Annotated in this window: 11 protein-coding genes; all 11 read right to left on the bottom strand. The window is 68.7% G+C overall.

Going from position 1 to position 19,281, the window contains the following annotated elements; all coding sequences use genetic code 11:
* Window positions 1-6: 6 nt before the first annotated feature.
* Entirely contained in the window at window positions 7-1,551 is a 1,545-nt protein-coding gene (locus KO481_RS01625) for an acyl-CoA carboxylase subunit beta (RefSeq protein WP_215915122.1), read from the bottom strand.
* On the bottom strand, window positions 1,551-6,974 hold the full coding sequence (gene pks13, locus KO481_RS01620) for a polyketide synthase Pks13 (protein WP_372451871.1): 5,424 nt from the start codon (window positions 6,972-6,974) through the stop codon (window positions 1,551-1,553). The genes KO481_RS01625 and pks13 overlap by 1 nt, the downstream gene beginning before the upstream one ends.
* Window positions 6,975-7,041: 67 nt before the next feature.
* Complete coding sequence (gene fadD32, locus KO481_RS01615) at window positions 7,042-8,964, bottom strand: long-chain-fatty-acid--AMP ligase FadD32 (RefSeq protein WP_215915121.1); 1,923 nt, start codon at window positions 8,962-8,964, stop codon at window positions 7,042-7,044.
* Between the two features lie 174 nt (window positions 8,965-9,138).
* Window positions 9,139-10,191, bottom strand: coding sequence for an LLM class F420-dependent oxidoreductase (locus KO481_RS01610; RefSeq protein WP_215915120.1), 1,053 nt, complete (start codon window positions 10,189-10,191; stop codon window positions 9,139-9,141).
* A 154-nt stretch (window positions 10,192-10,345) separates the two neighbouring features.
* Entirely contained in the window at window positions 10,346-11,338 is a 993-nt protein-coding gene (locus KO481_RS01605; protein WP_372451870.1) for a cutinase family protein, read from the bottom strand.
* A complete protein-coding gene (locus KO481_RS01600; RefSeq protein ID WP_245400222.1) occupies window positions 11,335-11,877 on the bottom strand; it encodes a DUF732 domain-containing protein in 543 nt (180 codons plus the stop codon). The genes KO481_RS01605 and KO481_RS01600 overlap by 4 nt, the downstream gene beginning before the upstream one ends.
* A 99-nt stretch (window positions 11,878-11,976) precedes the next feature.
* On the bottom strand, window positions 11,977-13,752 hold the full coding sequence (locus KO481_RS01595) for an alpha/beta hydrolase-fold protein (protein WP_245400363.1): 1,776 nt from the start codon (window positions 13,750-13,752) through the stop codon (window positions 11,977-11,979).
* 589 nt (window positions 13,753-14,341) lie between these two features.
* Window positions 14,342-15,400 (bottom strand): alpha/beta hydrolase, encoded by a 1,059-nt coding sequence (locus tag KO481_RS01590; RefSeq protein ID WP_215915119.1) that lies wholly within the window; start codon window positions 15,398-15,400, stop codon window positions 14,342-14,344.
* A 330-nt stretch (window positions 15,401-15,730) separates the two neighbouring features.
* Window positions 15,731-16,225 (bottom strand): alpha/beta hydrolase-fold protein, encoded by a 495-nt coding sequence (locus KO481_RS42680; protein WP_308166226.1) that lies wholly within the window; start codon window positions 16,223-16,225, stop codon window positions 15,731-15,733.
* Between the two features lie 599 nt (window positions 16,226-16,824).
* Window positions 16,825-17,832 (bottom strand): alpha/beta hydrolase, encoded by a 1,008-nt coding sequence (locus tag KO481_RS01580; protein ID WP_245400221.1) that lies wholly within the window; start codon window positions 17,830-17,832, stop codon window positions 16,825-16,827.
* Between the two features lie 323 nt (window positions 17,833-18,155).
* Window positions 18,156-19,205, bottom strand: coding sequence for an alpha/beta hydrolase (locus KO481_RS01575; RefSeq protein ID WP_245400220.1), 1,050 nt, complete (start codon window positions 19,203-19,205; stop codon window positions 18,156-18,158).
* Between the last annotated feature and the right edge of the window lie 76 nt (window positions 19,206-19,281).

Here is a 19,281-nt window from a genome sequence, read left to right as displayed (position 1 = left end):
CGGCTGCTACAGCGGCAGCAGATGGTGCTTGCGCGGGTTGCGCTGGAGCTTCTTGTCCCGGAGCAGCTTCATCGCGCGGCGGATCTCCAGGCGCGTGGTCGCGGGCTCGATGACGGCGTCGACATATCCGCGCTCGGCCGCGACCCACGGGGTGGCGACGGTGGCGTTGTAGAAATCGATCATCTGCTTGCGGATCGCGTCGCGCTGATCCTCCGGCGCGGCCGCGATCTGCCGGCCGCCGATCAGGCTGACCGCGCTCTCCGCGCCCATCACCGCGATGCGCGCGGTGGGCCAGGCCAGGTTGATATCGGCGCCGAGCTGCTTGGAGCCCATCGCCGCGTAGCCGCCGCCGTACGACTTGCGCACCACCACCGTCACCTTCGGCACGGTGGCCTCGACGAAGGCGAACAGCAGCCGCCCGCCGCGCTTGATGACGCCGACCTTCTCCTCCTCGACACCGGGCATGAAGCCCGGCGTGTCGACCACGTACACCAGCGGCAGGTCGAACGCGTCGCACAGCCGCACGAAGTGCGAGGCCTTGTCCGAGGCCCGCGCGTCCAGCGAACCCGCGTACACCAGCGGCTGATTCGCCACCACGCCGACGGCGTGGCCGTCGACCCGCGCGAATCCGCAGATGATGTTCTTGCCCGAGGCCGCGCCGAACTCGTGGAAGTCGCCGTCGTCGAAGATGCGCAGCAGGATCTCGTGCATGTCGTATCCGGCGTTGTCCGAATCCGGCATGATCGCGTTCAGTTCCCGATCGGTGTCGGTGAGCTCCGGCTCCAGGCCCGGGTTGATGACCGGCGGCTGCTCCTGGCAGCTCAGGGGCATGAAGGACAGATACTCCCGAACCCAGTTGAAGGCGTCCCGCTCGTCCTTGGCGACGTGGTGGATGTTGCCGTACTCGGCCTGGTTGTAGACCCCGCCCAGCTCCTCGAGGGAGACGTCCTCGCCGGTCACCTCCTTGAGCACCTTGGGGCCGGTGACGAACATGTGCGCGCTCTCCACGGCGACCACGACGTCGGTGTTGATCGGCTGATAGACCGCACCGCCGGCGCAGTTGCCCAGAATGATCGAGATCTGCGGCACCATGCCGGACAGCGGCTCGGTCAGCAGGGCCAGGTTGGCGTACCAGGCCAGCGAGACGACCGCCTCCTGGACGCGCGCGCCGCCCGAGTCCTGGATGCCGACGACGGGGCAGCCGATCTTGGCCGCGTGCTCCAGCACCGCGCTGACCTTGCGGCCGAAGATCTCACCGACCGAGCCGCCGTACACGGTCTGATCGTGGGAGAACACCGCGACCGGGCGGCCGTCGACCAGGCCGTGCCCCACGACCACACCGTCGCCGTACAGCGAATCCTTGATGAACGGGTTGCGCATGAGCGCGCCGATTTCCACGAAGGAGCCCGGGTCGAGCAGCATGTCGATCCGTTCGCGGGCGGAGGGGATCCCCTTCTTGGCCCGCTTGGCCACGCCGGCTTCGCCTGCCGGTTCCTGAGCGAGTTCGAGCTTCTTGCGCAGGTCGGCAAGCTTCTCAGCCGTCGTGTTCACTAGTCTCCCTTCGCGATCGCGGCGAGTTTCGCGGACAGGTCCGCCCCGATCGTGGCAATGCGTGGCTCGTCGATGATCTGCAGGTGGTCGCCCGGGATGTGGATGATCTCCAGGTTGGGGATGTAGTCGTCCCAGCCACCGTTGGGCTGGCGCTCGGCGTACCGGGGTTCGATCTCGATGATGCCGTCGTGATAGCGGTCCGCGAGGTACAGCACCGCCTCGCCGGTGTAGTGCGACGGGCGGGCCTTCTGCAGATCCCGGCCGTCGAGCCACGAGGTGCGCTGATGCTCGATGACGCCGCCGGGAATCTTCACGTCCGCGAACTTCAGCAGCTCCATGATGATCTGGTACTGCTCCTCGTCCGAGGCCTCCGCCAGCTCGGCCAGCATGTCCTCGTCGAGCTCGCCCTGGATCCCGTAGGTCTTCTGCGCGAAGGCCTGGAAGCGCTCGATGCGGGCGCGCCGGCCCTCGGGGCTCGGGTCCTCGGGCTCGACCGGCAGGGCCAGATCGATCAGTCCCACCAGGCGCACGTCGTCGCCCTCGGCCCGCATGATCTGCCCGACCTGCAGCGCGAAAACCGCGCCCAGCGACCAGCCGTACAGCACGTACGGGCCGCCCGGATGCAGCGCGCGGATCTTCGCCGCGTACTCGCGCGAGCGGTCCTCGATCGAGCCCTCGATGCGCTCGAATCCGTACATCGGGGTGTCCTCGGGCAGGCGCTTGAGCAGCGGCTCGTACACCAGCGTGTTGCCGCCCGAGGGGTGGAACACGAAGACCGGCACCGCATTCGAGCCCTCGGTGCGCCCGCGCAGGGTGCGCACGAAGCCCTCGACATCCCCGGAGCTGTCCTGGTGTTCGCGCACGATGTTCGCGATCTGCTCGATGGTCTCGCAGTCGCGCACGTCCTCGACGTCGATCTCCGCGCCGACACGCTCGGACAGCCGGTCGGTCAGGCTCTTGACGGTGGCGTCGTCCGGGATCGGCAGGGTGTTGAAGATGCCGCCCGCGGACTTGCCGGTGATGGTCGCCCAGGTGGCGTAGACCAGCCGCTCGGCGGCGTCACGCGGCGGGATGTTCTCCTCGGCGGCCTTGGCGGCGGCCGCGGCGGCATCGCCACCGAGCAGCCCGGCGGCCGGTGCAGCCGAATTCGATTCGGTCGCATCGGCTTTCGCGGCGGCAGCCGGTTTCGACTCGGCGGCACCGTTCGCGTCGGCGGTATTCGCCTCCGCCGCAGGCGCATTCGCGGCTGCAGGGGCATCTGCTGCGGCACCGGCGGTTTCGGCGGCACCCTGCTCGGCGGCCTTGGCCTGCACCGCGGCCGCCGGATCGTCCCCGGCCTCCACCGCGGCGCGGGCCGCGGCGACGAATTCGTCGTTGATGGCCAGCGTGCCGCCGTCGGCGGCCTGCTGCTGCGCCATCGCCTCCATCTCGTCGCGGTGCTCGATGGCGTAGTGCAGCACCTTGCCGACCTCGTGCAGGCTGGCATCGCGCACCGCCTGAATCTGCAGCTGCGGGATGTCGAATTCGTATTCGACGCGGTTCTTGATTCGCATCGCCATCAGCGAATCCAGACCCAGCTCCATGAGCGGGATCTCCATCGGCAGATCCTCCACGGCATAACCCATGGATTCCGCGACGATGAGCGCCAGGCGCTCCTCCACGGTCTGGGAGCCGTTGGGATCCCAGCGCTCGCCGAGATCCTCGACGGGGGCGGGGGCGGTCTCCGCCGTCGTTGCGACGGCCTTGGTGCCGGAATCCGCAGCGGCGTCGGCGATCCCGGCCACGGGTGCATCGGGATGACTCGCGGACGTGCCGGTCACGACCGCCTCGAACAGCAGCCGGAAGGCCTCGCCCTCGTTGGCGTGCACGCGCACCGAGCCGCCGCCCAGGTGCGGGGTCAGCGTGGTGGTCAGCGTGCCGGTGGTGGGCAGCGGCGCACGTTCCACGGTCGCACCCAGCTGGACATCCGAAAGCACCTGCGCCGCAGCGGATTGCGCCAGGGCGCCGAGGTCGGTGACGGCCGCGGCCTGTACCTCCCACGCGTGCCGCCCGTCGGGCATCGCGACGTGCGAGCCGGGCATCCGGCCGCTGCCGGAACCGGTGGCGATGCTGACCTTGGGCCAGTACTCCTTGCGCAGGAACGCCGTTCGCGGGATATCCGCGTACTCGCCCGCGCCGAGCAGCGACATCAGGTCCACCCGGTGTCCCTGCACGTACAGCTGTGCCAGCGCGGAGACGACGCCCGCGGCCTCGTCCTCCTTGCGCTTGAGGGTCGGGATCAGCGCGGCGTTGTGCGCACCCGCCGCGAAGGTGGTGCCCAGCACCTGCATCAGCGCAATGGAATTCGGCGCCAGCTCGAGGAAGGTGGTGATGCCGCCGTCCACGGCCAGGCGGATCGCGTTCGCGAAGTACACCGAGTGGCGCAGGTTGGTCACCCAGTAGTCGACGTCGTGCACCGGATCGTGGCCCGCGCGGTAGACCGTGGCCTTGTGCACGGTCGAATACAGGTCGTACTTCAGCCTGGTCGGCTCGATGCCCGCCAGCTCCGCGGCCAGCTCGCCCAGCAGCGGATCCATCTGCGAGGTGTGCCCCGCACCGCGGGTCTGCAGCACGCGCGCGAACTTGCCCTCGGACTCGGCGCGCGCCACGATCGCGTGCACCTGCTCCGGCGGGCCGCCGATCACGGTGTTGTTCGCCGCGGCGTAGACGGCCACCTCGAGATCCGGGTACTCCGGCAGCATCGCCTCGACCTCCGCGGCGCTGTACTCCAGCAGCGCCATATTGCGGATATCGGAGTCGGGCAACATCTCGTCGCCCTCCTTCATCAGGCGCGAGCGCGCGCAGATGACCCGTACGGCGTCCTCGAGCGGCAGGCCGCCGGAGATGTACGCGCCCGCGGCCTCACCCTGCGAATGCCCCACCACCGCACCGGGTTCGGCGCCGTGCGCGCGCAGCAGCGCGGCCAGGCCCAGCTGGATGGCGAAGACGCCGACCTGCGAGGTGCCGATGTCCCAGTCCTGGGCGTCGTCGAGCATCATCTCGCGGACCGAGTATCCGGCCTCGTCCTGCACCAGCTCGTCGACCTGGTCGACGGTGCGGGCAAAGATCGAATTCTCCAGGTAGAGCTGCTTACCCATCTTGCGGTGGTGCGAGCCGAAGCCCGAGAACACCCACATCGCGTCCTTCGCGGCGGGCGAGTCGGCGGTGAACACGCCCTGGCCCGGCTTGCCCGCGGCGATGGCGCGCAGCCCGGCGATCGCCTCCTCGCGCGTGGTCGCGACGACCACGCCGCGCGAGCGGCCGTGATTGCGCTTGGCCAGCGACCGCGCCACATCGGCCAGCGGGGTGGCCTGTCCCGCTTCGGATTCCAGCCAGTCGGCCAGATCCTGCGCGGCGCGGCGGCGGCGTGAGGGTAGGTAGGCCGAGACCGGCAGGATCACCGGAAGCGGCTCAGTGCGGGCCTCGGTCCATTCGGGGACAACGGGTTCCGGCGCCACGGCAGCGACATCCGTTGCCGCATCGGCATTCTCGAGGATCGTCTCGGCATCCGCGATCACGTCTGTGGTCTCGTCGTCCAGATCGGCGGCGCGCGCCTCGCTCGCGGGCTCGGCCGGTGCGGACATGGCTGCCGGAATGTACTCCTGGAGCACCAGGTGCGCATTGGTGCCGCCGAAACCGAAGCCCGAGATGCCGATCGTGGCCTTGCCGCTGTAGCGCGGGAATTCCGTCGGGGCCTCGATGACCTTCAGCCGCGCCTCGTCGAACGGGATATACGGGTTCGGGCCCGCGTAGTGGATATTCTGCGGAATGACGTTGTGCTGCAACGCCATGATCGCCTTCGCGAGGCTGGCCGCGCCGGCGGCCGACTCCAGATGGCCGAAGTTGGTCTTGACCGAGCCGATCAGCACAGGCGAGTCCGCGTCGCGACCCCGGCCGATCACGCGACCGAGCGCATTCGCCTCGATCGGGTCGCCGATGAGCGTTCCGGTGCCGTGAGTCTCGACGTAGTCCACGGTGGACGGCACGATTCCGGCATCCCGGTAGGCGCGCCGCAGCACCTCGGCCTGGGCGTCCGGATTCGGCGCGAGCAGGCCGTTCGAGCGGCCGTCGTTGTTGACCGCGGTGCCCTTGATGACCGCGTAGATCGTATCGCCATCGCGCTCGGCGTCGGCCAGGCGCTTGAGCACCACCAGGCCACCGCCCTCCGAGCGCACAATGCCGTTGGCATCCGAGGAAAACGCCTTGAGGTGCCCGTCCGGCGCCATCATGCCGATGGCGTCGAAGCCGAGGGTGCCGGCGGGCGCGAGCAGCATGTTCACGCCGCCCGCCAGGGCGACATCGGCGTCGCCGGCGCGCAGATCCCGCACCGCCTGATGCACCGCGACCAGCGTCGAGGAGCAGGCCGTGTCGATGGCCACCGACGGTCCCCGGAAATCGTAGAAGTACGACACGCGGTTGGAGATGATCGAGGACGAACTGCCCGTGATCGCGTAGGCATCCGCCGATGCGGGCGCATCGGGATCGGAATTACCCGCGCCCAGCACCGCGACCATCATGAAATCGTTGGTCGAGGTGCCGATGTACACACCGACCGGCTCGCCCTTGAGGTTGCTGGCGGGAATCCTGGCGTGCTCCAGGGCTTCCCAAGCCAGCTCCATCATCAGCCGCTGCTGCGGATCGACGCGCTCCACCTCGACCGGCGACATCGCGAAGAACTCCGCGTCGAAGCCCTTGACGACATCCTGCGCCAGATAGCCGCCCTTGGTGTTGGCCTTCTCGATGGCCGCGGCGATCTCGGGGTCGGCGGCGAACTCCGACCAGCGGCCCTCGGGGAGATCGCCGGTGCCGTCCCCGCCGCTGATCAGCAGCTCCCACGTCGACTCCGGGGTGTTCCCGGCCCCCGGCAGCCGCGTCGACAGGCCCACGATCGCGATGTCGTGCGCCTGCCCCGGCTGATATCCGGCGGTATAGAACGAGTCGTCGGCGATCTCTTCGGGCGCCTCCGGCTCGCCGTTGATGATGCGCTCGGCCAGCGCGGCGATGGTCGGGTGGCGGTACACGATCGTCGCGTCGAGCAACACCCCGGTCAGTTCCTCGATATCGCCGCCCAGGGCGATCGCGTCGCGCGAGGCCAGGCCGAATTCCTCCATCGGCCGGTCCACGGTGATGTTCTCGATCGGCTGACCGGTCGCGTCGGCGACCCAGCGCTGCAGCCACTCCCGCAGCTCGGCCACCGACATGTCGGTGGCCACCGCACCCCCGGCGGCACGAGCCGGAGCGACCTCCGAACCCCCTGCCGCGGAGGCGGTGTCGGTAGACCCGGCCCCTGGGGCGGTGGTCTCGGTTGCCCCGGGGTGGTGAGCCGGCGGAGCTTGCGGAGCCGGCGGGGTGGGTGAACTCTGGGTGCCGTCGTTGTCAGCCATCAATCCTCAAGCTACCTGTGTCCGGGTGATGCGCGGGCAGGGAAGGACGGCCGGTGCCGCCGTCATCTCACTCTTCATCGGGTGCATCAGGGAAGGCCTGCTGGGTGTAACCACCCCGCAGCGTGCCCTCGAGATACGCGATTTTGCAGGCGTTGCGAGCGATCTTGCCGCTCGAGGTGCGGGGGATCGAACCCGCCGGTACCAACAGTACGTCGCGAACGGTAACACCGTGACGCTGCGAGATCGCGCCGCGGACCGCGTCGGCGATCGGCAGCGCGTCGGCCTTGCCCGCGCCCGGACCCCGCTCGGCCACGACGACCAGCTGCTCGGAGGAATCGTCGGCGTCGAACGCCAGGCCCGAATGGCTGCCGGCCTCGAAGACCTCGGCGGGCAGCTGGTTGGCCGGCACCGAGAAGGCCGCGATGAAGCCGGGCCGCAGCGCCGTGGAGGCCTGCTGCGCGGAGTACTCGAGGTCCTGCGGGTAGTGGTTGCGCCCGTCGACGATCACCAGGTCCTTGACCCGGCCGGTGATGTACAGCTCGCCGTCGATGTAGACGCCGTAGTCGCCGGTTCGCAGCCAGATCGCGTCCTGCGGGGCGCCCTCGGCGTGACTGCCCTCGGCCTGACGGTGCACCAGCTGGTTCTTGAAGGTCTTGCGGGTCTCGGCCTCGCGACCCCAGTAGCCGATGCCGATGTTGTTGCCGTGCAACCAGATCTCGCCGACCCGGCCCTCGGGCTGCTCGCTCGCACCCTCGGCGCTGTCGATGGAATCGCCGTCGACGATCGCCGCCCATTGCGACAGCGCGACGTAGCCGCAGCTGACCTGCGGGATGGCCTTCGGGGCGCCCTGCTCGACCTTGACCACCCGGCCGGCGTTCAGCTCGTCGCGGTCGACGTAGATGACCTTGGCCTCGTCCTCGTGCCGGGTCGCGGAGACGAACAGCGTCGCCTCGGCCATGCCGTAGCAGGGCTTGATGGCGGTCTTGGGCAGCCCGTAGGGGGCGAAGGCCTCGTTGAACTTCTTCATCGAGGAGGTGGTGACCGGCTCGGAGCCGTTGATCAGCCCGATGACGTTGGACAGATCCAGCGACTCACCGTTCTTCGGCAGGCCGCGCGCGGCCGCGTGCTCGAACGCGAAGTTCGGCGCGGCGGCGAAGGTGCCCGCGCCGTCCGAGACCGCGGCGAGCTCCTTGATCCAGCGGTACGGCCGCCGCACGAAGGCGCTCGGGGACATGATGGTGATGTACTTGCCGCCGATCGCGGGCAGGATCACGCACAGCAGGCCCATGTCGTGGAACAGCGGCAGCCAGGTGACGCCGCGGGAGTTCTCGTCCAGGTTGATCGCGTGGACCATCTGCAGCAGGTTGGTGCCCGCGGCCCGGTGCGTGATTTCCACGCCGGCCGGGGTGCGCGTCGATCCCGAGGTGTACTGCAGGTAAGCGATATCGTCAACACGGACGTCGGGAACCACCCACTTCTCCCCGAGGGAGTCGGGCACGGCGTCCACGGCGATGATCCGGGGACGCTTGGCGGCGGGCAGCGCACGGAACAGCTGGCGCACCCCGGCGGCGGAGGAGCTCGCCGTCAGGATCGCCGAGGGGGCGCTGTCGGCCAGCACGGCATGCAGCCGGTCGGTGTGGCCGGGCTCGTCCGGATCGAACAGCGGAACCGAGATGCACCCGGCGTAGATCGCCGCGAAGAAGGAGATGACATAGTCCAGACCCTGCGGCGCCAGAATCGCCACCCGATCGCCCGGCTTGGTCACCTGTTGCAGGCGTGCGGCAACCGCGCGCAGCCGGATGCCGAACTCTTTCCAGGTCAGGTCCTGGTACTCACCGTCGCGCTCGCGTGAGTAATCGATGTACCGGTACGCCAGCGTGTTTGCGTCGTTGCGAGTGTGCTTCTCGACGTAGTCGACCAGGGTGCGACCCTCGGGGAGCTTGATGTTCCCGGTCTCGTCCAGGTAGTCGTCGAAAGTCTCGTCCGTCATTCCTTCTTCTCCTCCGAGGCACACGCAGCACGGCGACATGGCCGCTGTTACCTGTGAGGCCCCGACTCTCTTACGCCCGCGGCCGCTCTATCGTGCACGAGCCTGCCTGCAGCTTTTGTGGGCGGTCTGCGCGGTGACCACCTATCGGCTAGATGTATTCAAACCAGAGACATGTTACAGAGCATGCTCCGCAGTGGTCTGCCGAGTATCACCGTCACGTAACAGTGGAATCACCGGCGCGAACACGTCCATCTGAGTCGGAAACACTCCGATATAGGACATCGACGTGAGTCGGCGCACGTTACGGATCTGCTCGGCGATCTCGTCGTATGTGCCTATTGCCACATACGGCGAGGCCAGAATGTCTTCGACGGTCAACCGGACGTCCACCTCGAGATCCGGGTGCAAGCCCTTGTCGATCGCGTTGAGCGCCATCTCGGCGGTGCGCTCCCGGTCGTCGGTGATCACCACTGCGGTGATGGTCCAATTCAGCTCGATGTCGGCGAAACGATCACCGGCTGCCTCCTTGATCAAATTCACTTTCTGGATCGTCTTGTCGAGGGTAATTCCGGACAGTAGCCCCTTCCCATCGGTCGTGGTGACCGGAACGATCGAGATGATGTCGGCATGCTTGGCCGCCAGCCGCAGCATTCTCGGGCCGCCACCGCCGGTGACCAGCGGCGGGCGCGGGCCCTGCCGGGGTCGCGGCGTGCCCTTGATCCCGCGCACCTGGTAGTGCTTGCCCTCGAAGTGGCATTCCTGACCGCGCAGCAGCACGTCCAGGATGGTCAGCGCCTCATCGAGCTTCTCCAGCCGCACACCGGGTGACTCGTAGGGCAGACCCGCCGCCTCGAACTCGCTCCTGATCCAGCCCGCGCCGACGCCCAGTTCCAGCCGTCCCCGCGAGAGCACATCGATGGTCGCCGCGTCCTTGGCCAGCACCACCGGGTGCCGGAAGCCGTTGGCCAGCACCGAGGTCCCGATGCGGATCCGATCGGTGGCCACAGCCAGCGCGCCCAGCGCGGCGATCGGTCCCACCTGTGGGCCGAGGTGATCGGGAATCGCGAACGAGTCGTAGCCGAACTCCTCGGCCTGCTGGGCCAGCTTGATGAACCTGCGCGCACCACCCTCCTGCGGATTTCCCTCGCCTGCCGCCGCGAAGCGAAACCTTCGCGGCGGCGTGCCCAGCGCGGTCGGCTGACCGGCCGGCGCGGCGGCTTGTGTCATGAACCCATGCTTTCTGGCGTGTGCGGAAATTGCTGCGACGCCGGGCGGTCTGGAATGGACCGGCCCCGGCGTCGCGATCAGAGGTGCACTTTACAGCCTGTGGAGCAAACCGACTGGTTCTCGCCGGGACGCCCCCGCGAGACACGCCGGACCCTTACGAATGCCGCGGGTGGGGCGCCCCGTTGATCAGCCCTTCGGCCCAGTTCGCGGTCCACTGGGTGGCCGTGATGCCGTCGGCATCCACCACGAACGAGTTGTAGAGCCTGTGAACGGGATTCCCGGCCGCGTGCACCAGGGTCAGCACGCTGGGGATCATGTTGACCGGGCTGAGCGCCTGATTCGGGGCATCACAGATCAGATCCCCCTTCGCGCAGACGGTGTAGGTGCGGTTGGCCAACGCCCCGAAACCGGCCCGGGGCCCGGTCATGGTGATGCCCGGGACATTGAGCCCCTTCAGCGCGACCTCGGCCCCGATGCCGGGCGGGGTGGCGCCGACCTCGATCGCCTGGCCCGGATCCCGCCGGCCGTCTGCGATCAGCATCACACCGAGCACCTGATTCGCCGGCACCGGCCCCTGACCCGCCCCGATATTGGTGGCGATATCGCCCGCGATCACCGCGCCCTGGGAGAACCCGGCGATCACATAGGTCGTCAGGGGGCAGTTCTTGTACATCGTGGCCAGTTCGTCGTTCGCGCGGGTGGTGCCCTCGGACCGGCTGTCGTTGTAGGACTGCTGGCCGTCGGGCGGGAGCGCGATCGGATTGGAGAACTGCGCGACGTACGGCACGGTGTAGACGTCCAGGCGGCTGTTCGCGAACTGCTCCCGCGCCGGCTTGGTGACGTTGAGCATCAGCGACAGCGGATTCGCCGTCGGATTGTGCGGGTCGTCGTTGCTGTTGGACTCCCAGGTGCCCGGGATCGCCAGCAGCTGCACATCCGGGCAGGAGGCGGGCTGCGAGGTCGGCGGGCGCGGTGTGGGCGGGGCGGGCTTGGGCACGCGCAGCAGCCCGGCCAGCAGATACCACGCCAGGATCACCACGACGACGATCACCGCGATGATCGCCAGGAAACTCAGGCATCCGATGCGCCTGCGGCGGCCCCGCCCTCGAAAGTTCCGGCCCCCGAACCCGTTACGTCGCGGCGTCACTTGTCGCAGTACGTCTGGTTGGCCGCGTCGGTGTAGATCTGGCCCAGCTGAGCGATCGACATCTTATTGGGGTCGTAGGACGGATCCTGGCCGGCCATCGCGTTCACGTAGGTCTGGATCTCCTGGGCGGAGACGCCGCTCTTCTTGGCCTGGCAGACGTACTGGGCCACGGCCAGCGGGATATCGGAGGACGACGGGTTCACGCCCTTGGCCTTGAGCGCGTCCAGAAAGGCCTGATCCTTCGCGGTCGGCTTCGGCGTGCTCGGGGTCGGGGTCGTCTGGGCGGGCTGGGGCTGCTCCCTGACCGTGGTCTTGGGCGCGGGCGCCGCGGACGTGGTCGGGGCGGCCGGGCTCGGCGTCGGCGAGGACGATGCGGCGGAGGTCGTGGTCGAGGTCTGTAGCGTGGGCGTGCTCGAGGCGGTCGAGTCGTTGTTGCCACAGGCGCCGAGCAGCAGCACAGAGGCGATGGCGAGCGCCGCGCCGGCGGCGGCACCACGTCCGGCGATGATGTCGGTCGCCTTTCCACGGGTCCGAAGCATGAATTCGTATCCTCGATCTAGTCCGGGAGTCACAGGTCGCCATCCAGGCTAGCTGTGTTCATATGCCACCGCCGCACGCTGGCGTGTTGGCGACGACTCTCAGATCCCGTGCACCTCGGCCTTGCCGCCACGAAAGACGATGAAACCGGTCTGGAAGTTCTGCTGCACGCCGCCCGGCACCGCGAACTCGTCGCTGATCGGATAGCCGAGCCTGCCGCGCTCGAAGCCCTGCTGCCCCCAGGCGTCCATGATCGGGCCGGTGTGCACCGCCCAGGCGCCCGAGAGCGGGCTCCAGTAGATATTGCCGCCCTCGAATCGGCTGAGGCGCCCGGCGTTGGCCAGCGGCTGCTCGTCGGCGGCGGGGAAGCCCAGGAAGCTGTTCTCGAAGCCCAGCTGCGCGTACTTGCCCCGGATCAGGCCCTGGATCCGATGGGCGCCGGTCTTCGGGCTGAAGTAGACGGTCCCGTTCTCGAAGCCCTGCACGACGCCGTCCCTGTTCGGGGTCTTCAGCTCCGCTCCGGTCGGGTATCCGGCCGGTCCGCGTTCGTACCCCTGCTTGCCCCAGGCGTCGAGGATCGCGCCGCGCACCAGCTGGGCGCCGGTCTGCGGGGTCCAATAGACCATGCCGTTCTGGAAGGCCTGGAAGCGGCCGCGGCCGTCGGGCAGCGGGCGCTCGTCGGAGACCGGAAGACCCAGCGGCCCACCGGGTCCCACGCTCGCCTGGTAGGTGCCGCCGATCGCGCCGGCCACCGGGTGCGCCCCGGTCGCCTGCGACCAGAACACCTGCCCGCCGTGGAAGTCCTGGGCCGTGCCGCCGGTCACCTGGTATTCGCCGCCGGTGCAGGCGCCGAGCCACTTGCCCGCCTGCGCCACGCCCGCGATCGCCCCGGCGGGCTTGCAGGCGGGCGGATTCGGGTCCAGGCCCAGGGCGCCCGCGGCCTGCTGCCAGGACTGGCGCATCTCGAAATCCCAGTACGGCCACGAGTGCGTGCCCGAGGGCCGGAACTCCGCGGTCACCGGGATCGCCAGCTTGTTCAGCTGGCTGACGAAGTTCTGGCTGGTCAGCCGGGAGAGGATCTCGAGCCCCATGCCGGTGACATTGGTGCTGACGCCCGGCACGCCGGCCGGCGCGTCGAAGGCGCCCACGGTGCCCGCACCGGCCGAAACGTACAGGCTGATGCCCTTGAGCTTCGGGGCCAGCTCGTACGGGTCGTGCGCGGCCCACTCCGGGTTGGTGGGCGCGCCCCACATCTTGTTGGCGTCGAAGTTGCCCGCATCGCGCATCGCGAACATGATCGCCTGCGGCATGCCCAGCGTGGTGGTGGTCAGGAAGCCCGAGTGCGAGGCGGCGTAGCGCACCCAGCCCGGGTTGCGCCCGGCCAGGAACATCGCGGCCGTGCCACCCATCGAAAGCCCTTCCACGCCACGCACATTCGCCGCGCGCCACTGGTTCTCCAGCAGCGGCGAGAGCTCCTTGGTCAGGAAGGTTTCCCACTTGTAGGTCTTGCCGTTGTCCGGCTGCGCCCAGTCGGAGTAGAAGCTGGACTGGCCGCCGATCGGCAACACCACCAGGGCGTCCTTGTCGGCGTAGAAGTCGACCGCGCCCGCGTCGTGGGTCCAGCCGCTGAAGTCGTCGGTCGCGCGCAGGCCGTCCAGCATGATCAGCTGCGGGAAGTGCATGTCCGGGCGGGTGTACCAGTCGCGCGGCAGCAGCAGCTGCACCTGCACGGGCGAGCCCATCGACGGCGAGGTGATCCACAGCGAGACCCAGCGATCGGTCAGCCAGACCACCTTCTGGACCGCGGCGACGCCCGGAGGCGGCGCGGGGGCGGCCTGGGGCGCGGGGGCCGGCCGAGCCTGGGGCGCGGGGGCCAGCCGGGCCTGGGGCGCGGGGGCGGGCTGGGCCTGAGGCGCCGGTTGCGCGGGCTGCGGAGCGGGCTGGGCGGGTGCGGGTGCAGCAGGGGCGGCGGGGGCCGCGGGTTGCGGGGCGGCCTGCGGCGGGACGGGAGCGACGGGTATGCCCGCGGCCGGTGTCTCGCCGGGAGCGGGCGCCGCGACGGGCGCCTGGGCGGGTCCGTCCGCCGGAGCGGCAGGCGCCTCGGCCGGTCCCGGCGCCGGAGCGGGCGTCTGGGCTGCGGGCGCGGCGGGTGGCTGGGCGACGGCGGGGACGGTGGCGGCGGTGTACCCCACGGCCAGGGGCAGGACCACGATCGCGGCCAGTGCCGCCAGCCTGCTGCGGCGCGCCAATGCGCGCTCCGCTCTCCCCCGTGTATCAGATGCCACACCTGCCACAGAAGTTTTCTACCGCGCAGAGGGTCGTTCTCCCCGGAAGACGCGCGGGCACACGCCGAGTTATCAGGTTCGCCGCGGCGATCCCGGACTACTCCGACGCCGGGACCTGCGCATAAACGACGACCGGCGTCGTGCTGAGCACGACGCCGGTCGAGGGAGCTTACGTATGGCCTCAGGCGTGCAACGCCGCCAGGATGCCGGGCCGAGCCTTGGCCAGCTCGGTCTGCCAGTTCAGCCAGATGTGCGTGCCGGTGGCCGGGAAATCGTAGGCGGCCGGGATGTCCAGCGACTCCAGCCGCGCCTGGAAGGCGCGCGTGCTCACCATCGCGATGGCCTCGAGCGCCATCGCGTCGCCCGTGTTGAACAGGCAGGCCCCGCCGCAGCTCAGGTTGTCGCGCCCGTCCGGGAGGCCGCTGCCGGAGGAGATGAACATCGGCAGGCCGCGCAGCTCCGGCGCGAACACCATCGGGTCCGAGCGCAGCCACTGCGGGCTCCACGGCATGGCCATCGAGTCGACGTTGTAGCGGCCCGCGTCCAGCATCATGACGCGGATGGCCTCGCGCATACCCGGCGCGTTCCAGTTCAGCGGGCCCGAGAACGAGGCCGCGTACTTGAACTGGTCGCGGTGGAACGCCGCCAGTCGCAGCGACGCCGGGCCGCTCATCGACAGGCCCGCCACCGCCCAGTTGCTGTGCGAGACGCCGTAGTTGGCCAGGAAGTTGGGGAGCTCCTTGGTCAGGAAGGTCTCCCACATGTAGGTGAACTTCTGGCCGTTGGTGTTGCTGGGCCCCTGCCAGTCCGCGTACCAGCTGGACTGACCGCCGACCGGCATCACGAGCGTGACGTTGTCGTTACCGAACATCTGCTGCGCGTTGGTCTCGAACGACCAGGCGTTGCGATCGTCGCGGGCACGCAGGCCGTCGAGCAGCAGCAGCGCGGCGTTGCCGCCGTGGCGCGCCCACTGCACCTGCACCTTGATCGGTCCCATGCTGGAGGGAACCATCAGGTCCTGGTATCCGCCGGGCGGGGTCTGACGGACCGGATGCGCCACCGGCGCGGCCGTGGCGATCGTCGGAACCGTGACCACCGCGGCGAGCGGCAGAGCGAGCGCTGCGGCGCCCGCAGCGAGAAGGCGCGCACGCCAACCGAACTGAGCACGTCGCCCAGACCGGACATCCTTCGACACGGACGCCGACTTCGGCGCCGACGCGTCGGACCTGCCGAACCGCATGGGTCTTGCTCACTTTCTGCTGCTGTAGCCTGCTGTTGTAGCCATGTCGCATGACAGCAGGCGAGCTGCTGCCGAGGCGCACACCACACCCCGCATCGGAACCGAGTTTCCGACAGGGGAACGGCACGTCTACGAAGTTGGTCACACTTGCGCTCGCTGGACCATATTCGACCCGTCCACCGTTAGCAAGACGGGGGCGTATACGTGTCCGAAATCCGCCCGAGCACCTTTCGTAATCGTGCAGTGACCCTATCGCGTCCGGCCGGCTATGTCGCGGGAACCCTTCCCACAACCGGGCTTTCACGGCAAATGGCCACCCGATGTTCAAATTCATGTCCGGCAGCATCTTGTAGACCTCGTCGGTCCAGTAGGGCCAGTTGTGCACACCGGCGGCAGAGAGTCGAATACCGCGTTACCCGGACCGAAACCGTCCCACCGGGCCTGGAAGACGCGGGTGTCGGACAGCGAGATCGCCTCCAGCACCTCCGAATTCGTCAGATGGTAGGCGCCCTCCGGGCCGGCCACCGCGTCGTGCGGGCCGGGGCTTCGGTTACCGGTGGATATCCACAACCGAGTGCCGTGGGCGTGCAGCAGCCCGGCGAACTCCATGGGATTGTCGCGCTGCCAGCGCGGCCCCCCGGCCGAGCCCCACATGGCGTCGATATTGAATCCGCCCGCCTCGAGCATTGCCGCGCGCAGCCCCGCCGGCATCCCCGGCCCCATGGTGTTCAGATAGCCCGAATAGGAGGCGGCATAACGGAACTGGTCCGGGTGATAGGCGGCCGGCATCAATGCGGAACCGCCGCCCATCGACAGTCCGAACACACCGTTTCCGTGCGGATTGAAGTGCAGCCGAGCCGGCGCGAAAAATCCTGGATTTGATCGGGCCCATGCTGGAGTCGACCCAGAAATCGAATCCGGCCGGGTTGTACTTTGCCACGGCCGGGGGCGCACCCACCGCAACGGAAAGCGGCTGCACCACCGCCAGCGCCGCAACAGCTACCGCGCGACCGAGCCGGGAAAGCCGGCGACCGCGGCGGGCCGGACCGCGGCCTTCGGCAATCGCTCCGCATACCGATCCAGACCGCATCGAACAGACCTTTCGCCCGCGCGGCCAGCGCTGACCGCTATCCGAATGCATGACGCTCGGTTCTGCCCACCGCCGAAACCTCGGTATTCACCGATACTTTCGTCGATCGTGCCCGGCAGTTCTATCGGCAGTCGTTCGGAACCGCACGCTTGAAAACGCACCCGGATACCGAATTGTGATGGAACCGAGCTATTTGCTGTACCGCTGCCACACGCGAGGGGGCCCGGGATTTCCCCGAAATCCCGGGGCCCGTCAACTCGCCTTGCCGACAGCACTTTTCGACGCAGAGCTTCCCTTGGGCAACAACTCATCGCGTCGCCGCGGCGGCAATATGTCAGCCGATATTGCGCGACATGTCCGGAATCATCCGATACGCCTCGTTGCTCCAGTTGATCCAGTCGTGGATCCCGTAGCTGGGGAACGCGTAGACCACGTTCCGCGCGCCGAGGGTGTCCATCCGGACCTGGAACGAGCGGGTGTTCAGCAGCGCCATGAACTCCAGCGGCATACCGAGGATCACCCGGTCGGCCGCGACGCCGATCGGCGCGGCCATGTCCGCCTTATCCGGCATGGCACTGCCGGCGGCGACCCAGAGCCGGGTGTTGTCAGCAACCAGCCGCGGCGCGAAGACGAACGGATCCATGCGCAACCACCCGGGCCCCCAGGGCGGCGCCATAGAGTCCACGTTGTAGCCGCCCGCGTCGATCATCGCCATCCGGATCGCCTCCCGCATGCCGGGCGCGGAGACGTTGAGGTACCCCGAGAACGATCCGGCGTAGCTGAACTGGTCCGGGTGGTACGCGGTCAGCGTCAGCGCCGCGCTACCGCCCATGGACACGCCGAAGACGCCGTTGCGGGTGGCCCGGAAGCCCAGCCGGTCGTGCAGCGCGTTGCGCAGGTCCCGGGTCAGGAAGGTCTCCCAGTCGTAGCGGTAGTCCTTGCCGGGGTCGGACATGAACGTCTCCGTCGCGCCCGATCCGGTCGACGAGCCGAAGTTGGTCTTCGGCAGGCCGAGGAACGAGCTCGGCGCGTTCCAGTTGGCATAGAAGCTGGACTGCCCGCCGACGGGCATCACCACGTTGATGTTCCAATTGGCCAGTACCTCGGCCACATTGGTCTCGATCTCCCAGCCGTTGAGGTCCTGCCGGGCGCGCATGCCGTCCAGGGCGTAGACGACGCGGTCGGTGTTGCCGTCGCGGGCGCGCAGGATGCGGGTCTTCACCGGCCCCATCGCGGCGTTGGTCACCCAGAAGTCGAAGGCCCGCGGATCGAAGGCCGCGCGGGTGGGAGCGACGTCGCCGAACACCGCGACACCGAGCGGCAGGGCCACGGACAGCACCATGGCCACCGCCGTGCGCCACAGCCACCCCGAAAGACCGGGACGACCGAACCGGTCCGCGGCCGGTCGGGGTTGAGCGGATCGAGCGGGGTCTGGCTTACTGGGCGCAACTCGCATCGGGCATCGCCTTTCGCTCGGACACCCGGCCCGCACTAACCCTGCGGACCGGCACCGGGGTCATTCAACTCCCGAATTATCCCGAAGAGTGATCAGCGACACCGGCAAGTCGGAGGCCGTGTCTCGATAACAACAGCGAATTTGCAGCAAAAACCCGCAGTGACGAGAATCACTGCGGGTTTTCGCGCTGCCGGCGATCGCCGGGACGATCAGCCGATGTGCGCCGAGAGGTCCGGGATCATCTTGTCGACCTCGGCCTCCCAGTTGTGCCAGTTGTGCACGCCGAACGCCGGGAAGTCATAGGTGGCGTTGCTCGCTCCCAGGCTCAGCATCCGCAACTGGAAGGCCCGGGTGTTGGCCAGCGCCAGCGTCTCGAGCGGCGAACCCTGGATGACATCCATCGCGTTGTTCACATCGCCCGCGCCGGGCAGGCCGCTGGCCGCGGCGACCCAGAGCCGGGTGTTGTTGGCCTTGAGCATCGGCGCGAAGACGAACGGGTCCATGTAGTACCACTTCGCGCTCCACGGCGGCGCCATCGAGTCGATGTTGTACCCGCCGGCGTCGATCATCGCCACGCGCAGCGCCTCGCGCATGCCGGGCGCGGAGATGTTCAGGTAGCCCGAGAATGCTCCGGCGTAATTGAACTGATCCGGATGGTGCGCCGCCAGCGTGAGGGCCGCGCTGCCGCCCATGGACAGGCCGAAGGCGCCGTTGTGATTGTTCCGGAAGCCCAGCCGGTCGTGCAGCGCATCGCGCAGGTCGCGGTGGACGAAGGTGTCCCAGTCGTACCGGTAGCTCTTGCCCGGCCCCTGGTCGAAGATCTGCAGCGCGCCCGATCCGGAGGACGAACCGGTGGCCGCGGACAGGCTGTTCGACCCCGAGGCCGACCCCGACGAGCCCGCCTGCGGCGGAATCCCCAGGAAGGCGCTCGGCGCGTTCCAGTCCATGTAGAAGCTGGACTGGCCGCCGATCGGCATGACCACATTGATGTTCGCCCTGGTCAGGGCGTTGGCGACGTCGGTGTTGATCTCCCACCCTGACAGATCCAGACCGGCGCGCTCGCCGTCGAGCGCGTAGACCACGCGGTCGGTGTTGCCATCGGCGGCGCGGAAGATCCGCGACTTGATCGGGCCCATCACCGGGGAATTGACCCAGAAGTCGAATCCGGTCGGGGTGAACGCGGCGGTTGCCCCGCCGGCCTCGGCCAGCGACATACCCAGCACGGTCGCCAGCGCCACTCCGAGCGCGGTTCGCTTCATCCAGGTCCGCCGTTGCGTACCCTGCTGAAGCGACCGTCTCCGACGTCTTTCCTGCGCCCAACGCACAGTCACGCCT

The sequence above is a fragment of the Nocardia albiluteola genome (assembly GCF_018860155.1).
In the GTDB taxonomy this organism is placed as follows: Bacteria; Actinomycetota; Actinomycetes; order Mycobacteriales; family Mycobacteriaceae; genus Nocardia; species Nocardia albiluteola.
This window is presented reverse-complemented; position numbering and strand designations above follow the sequence as displayed.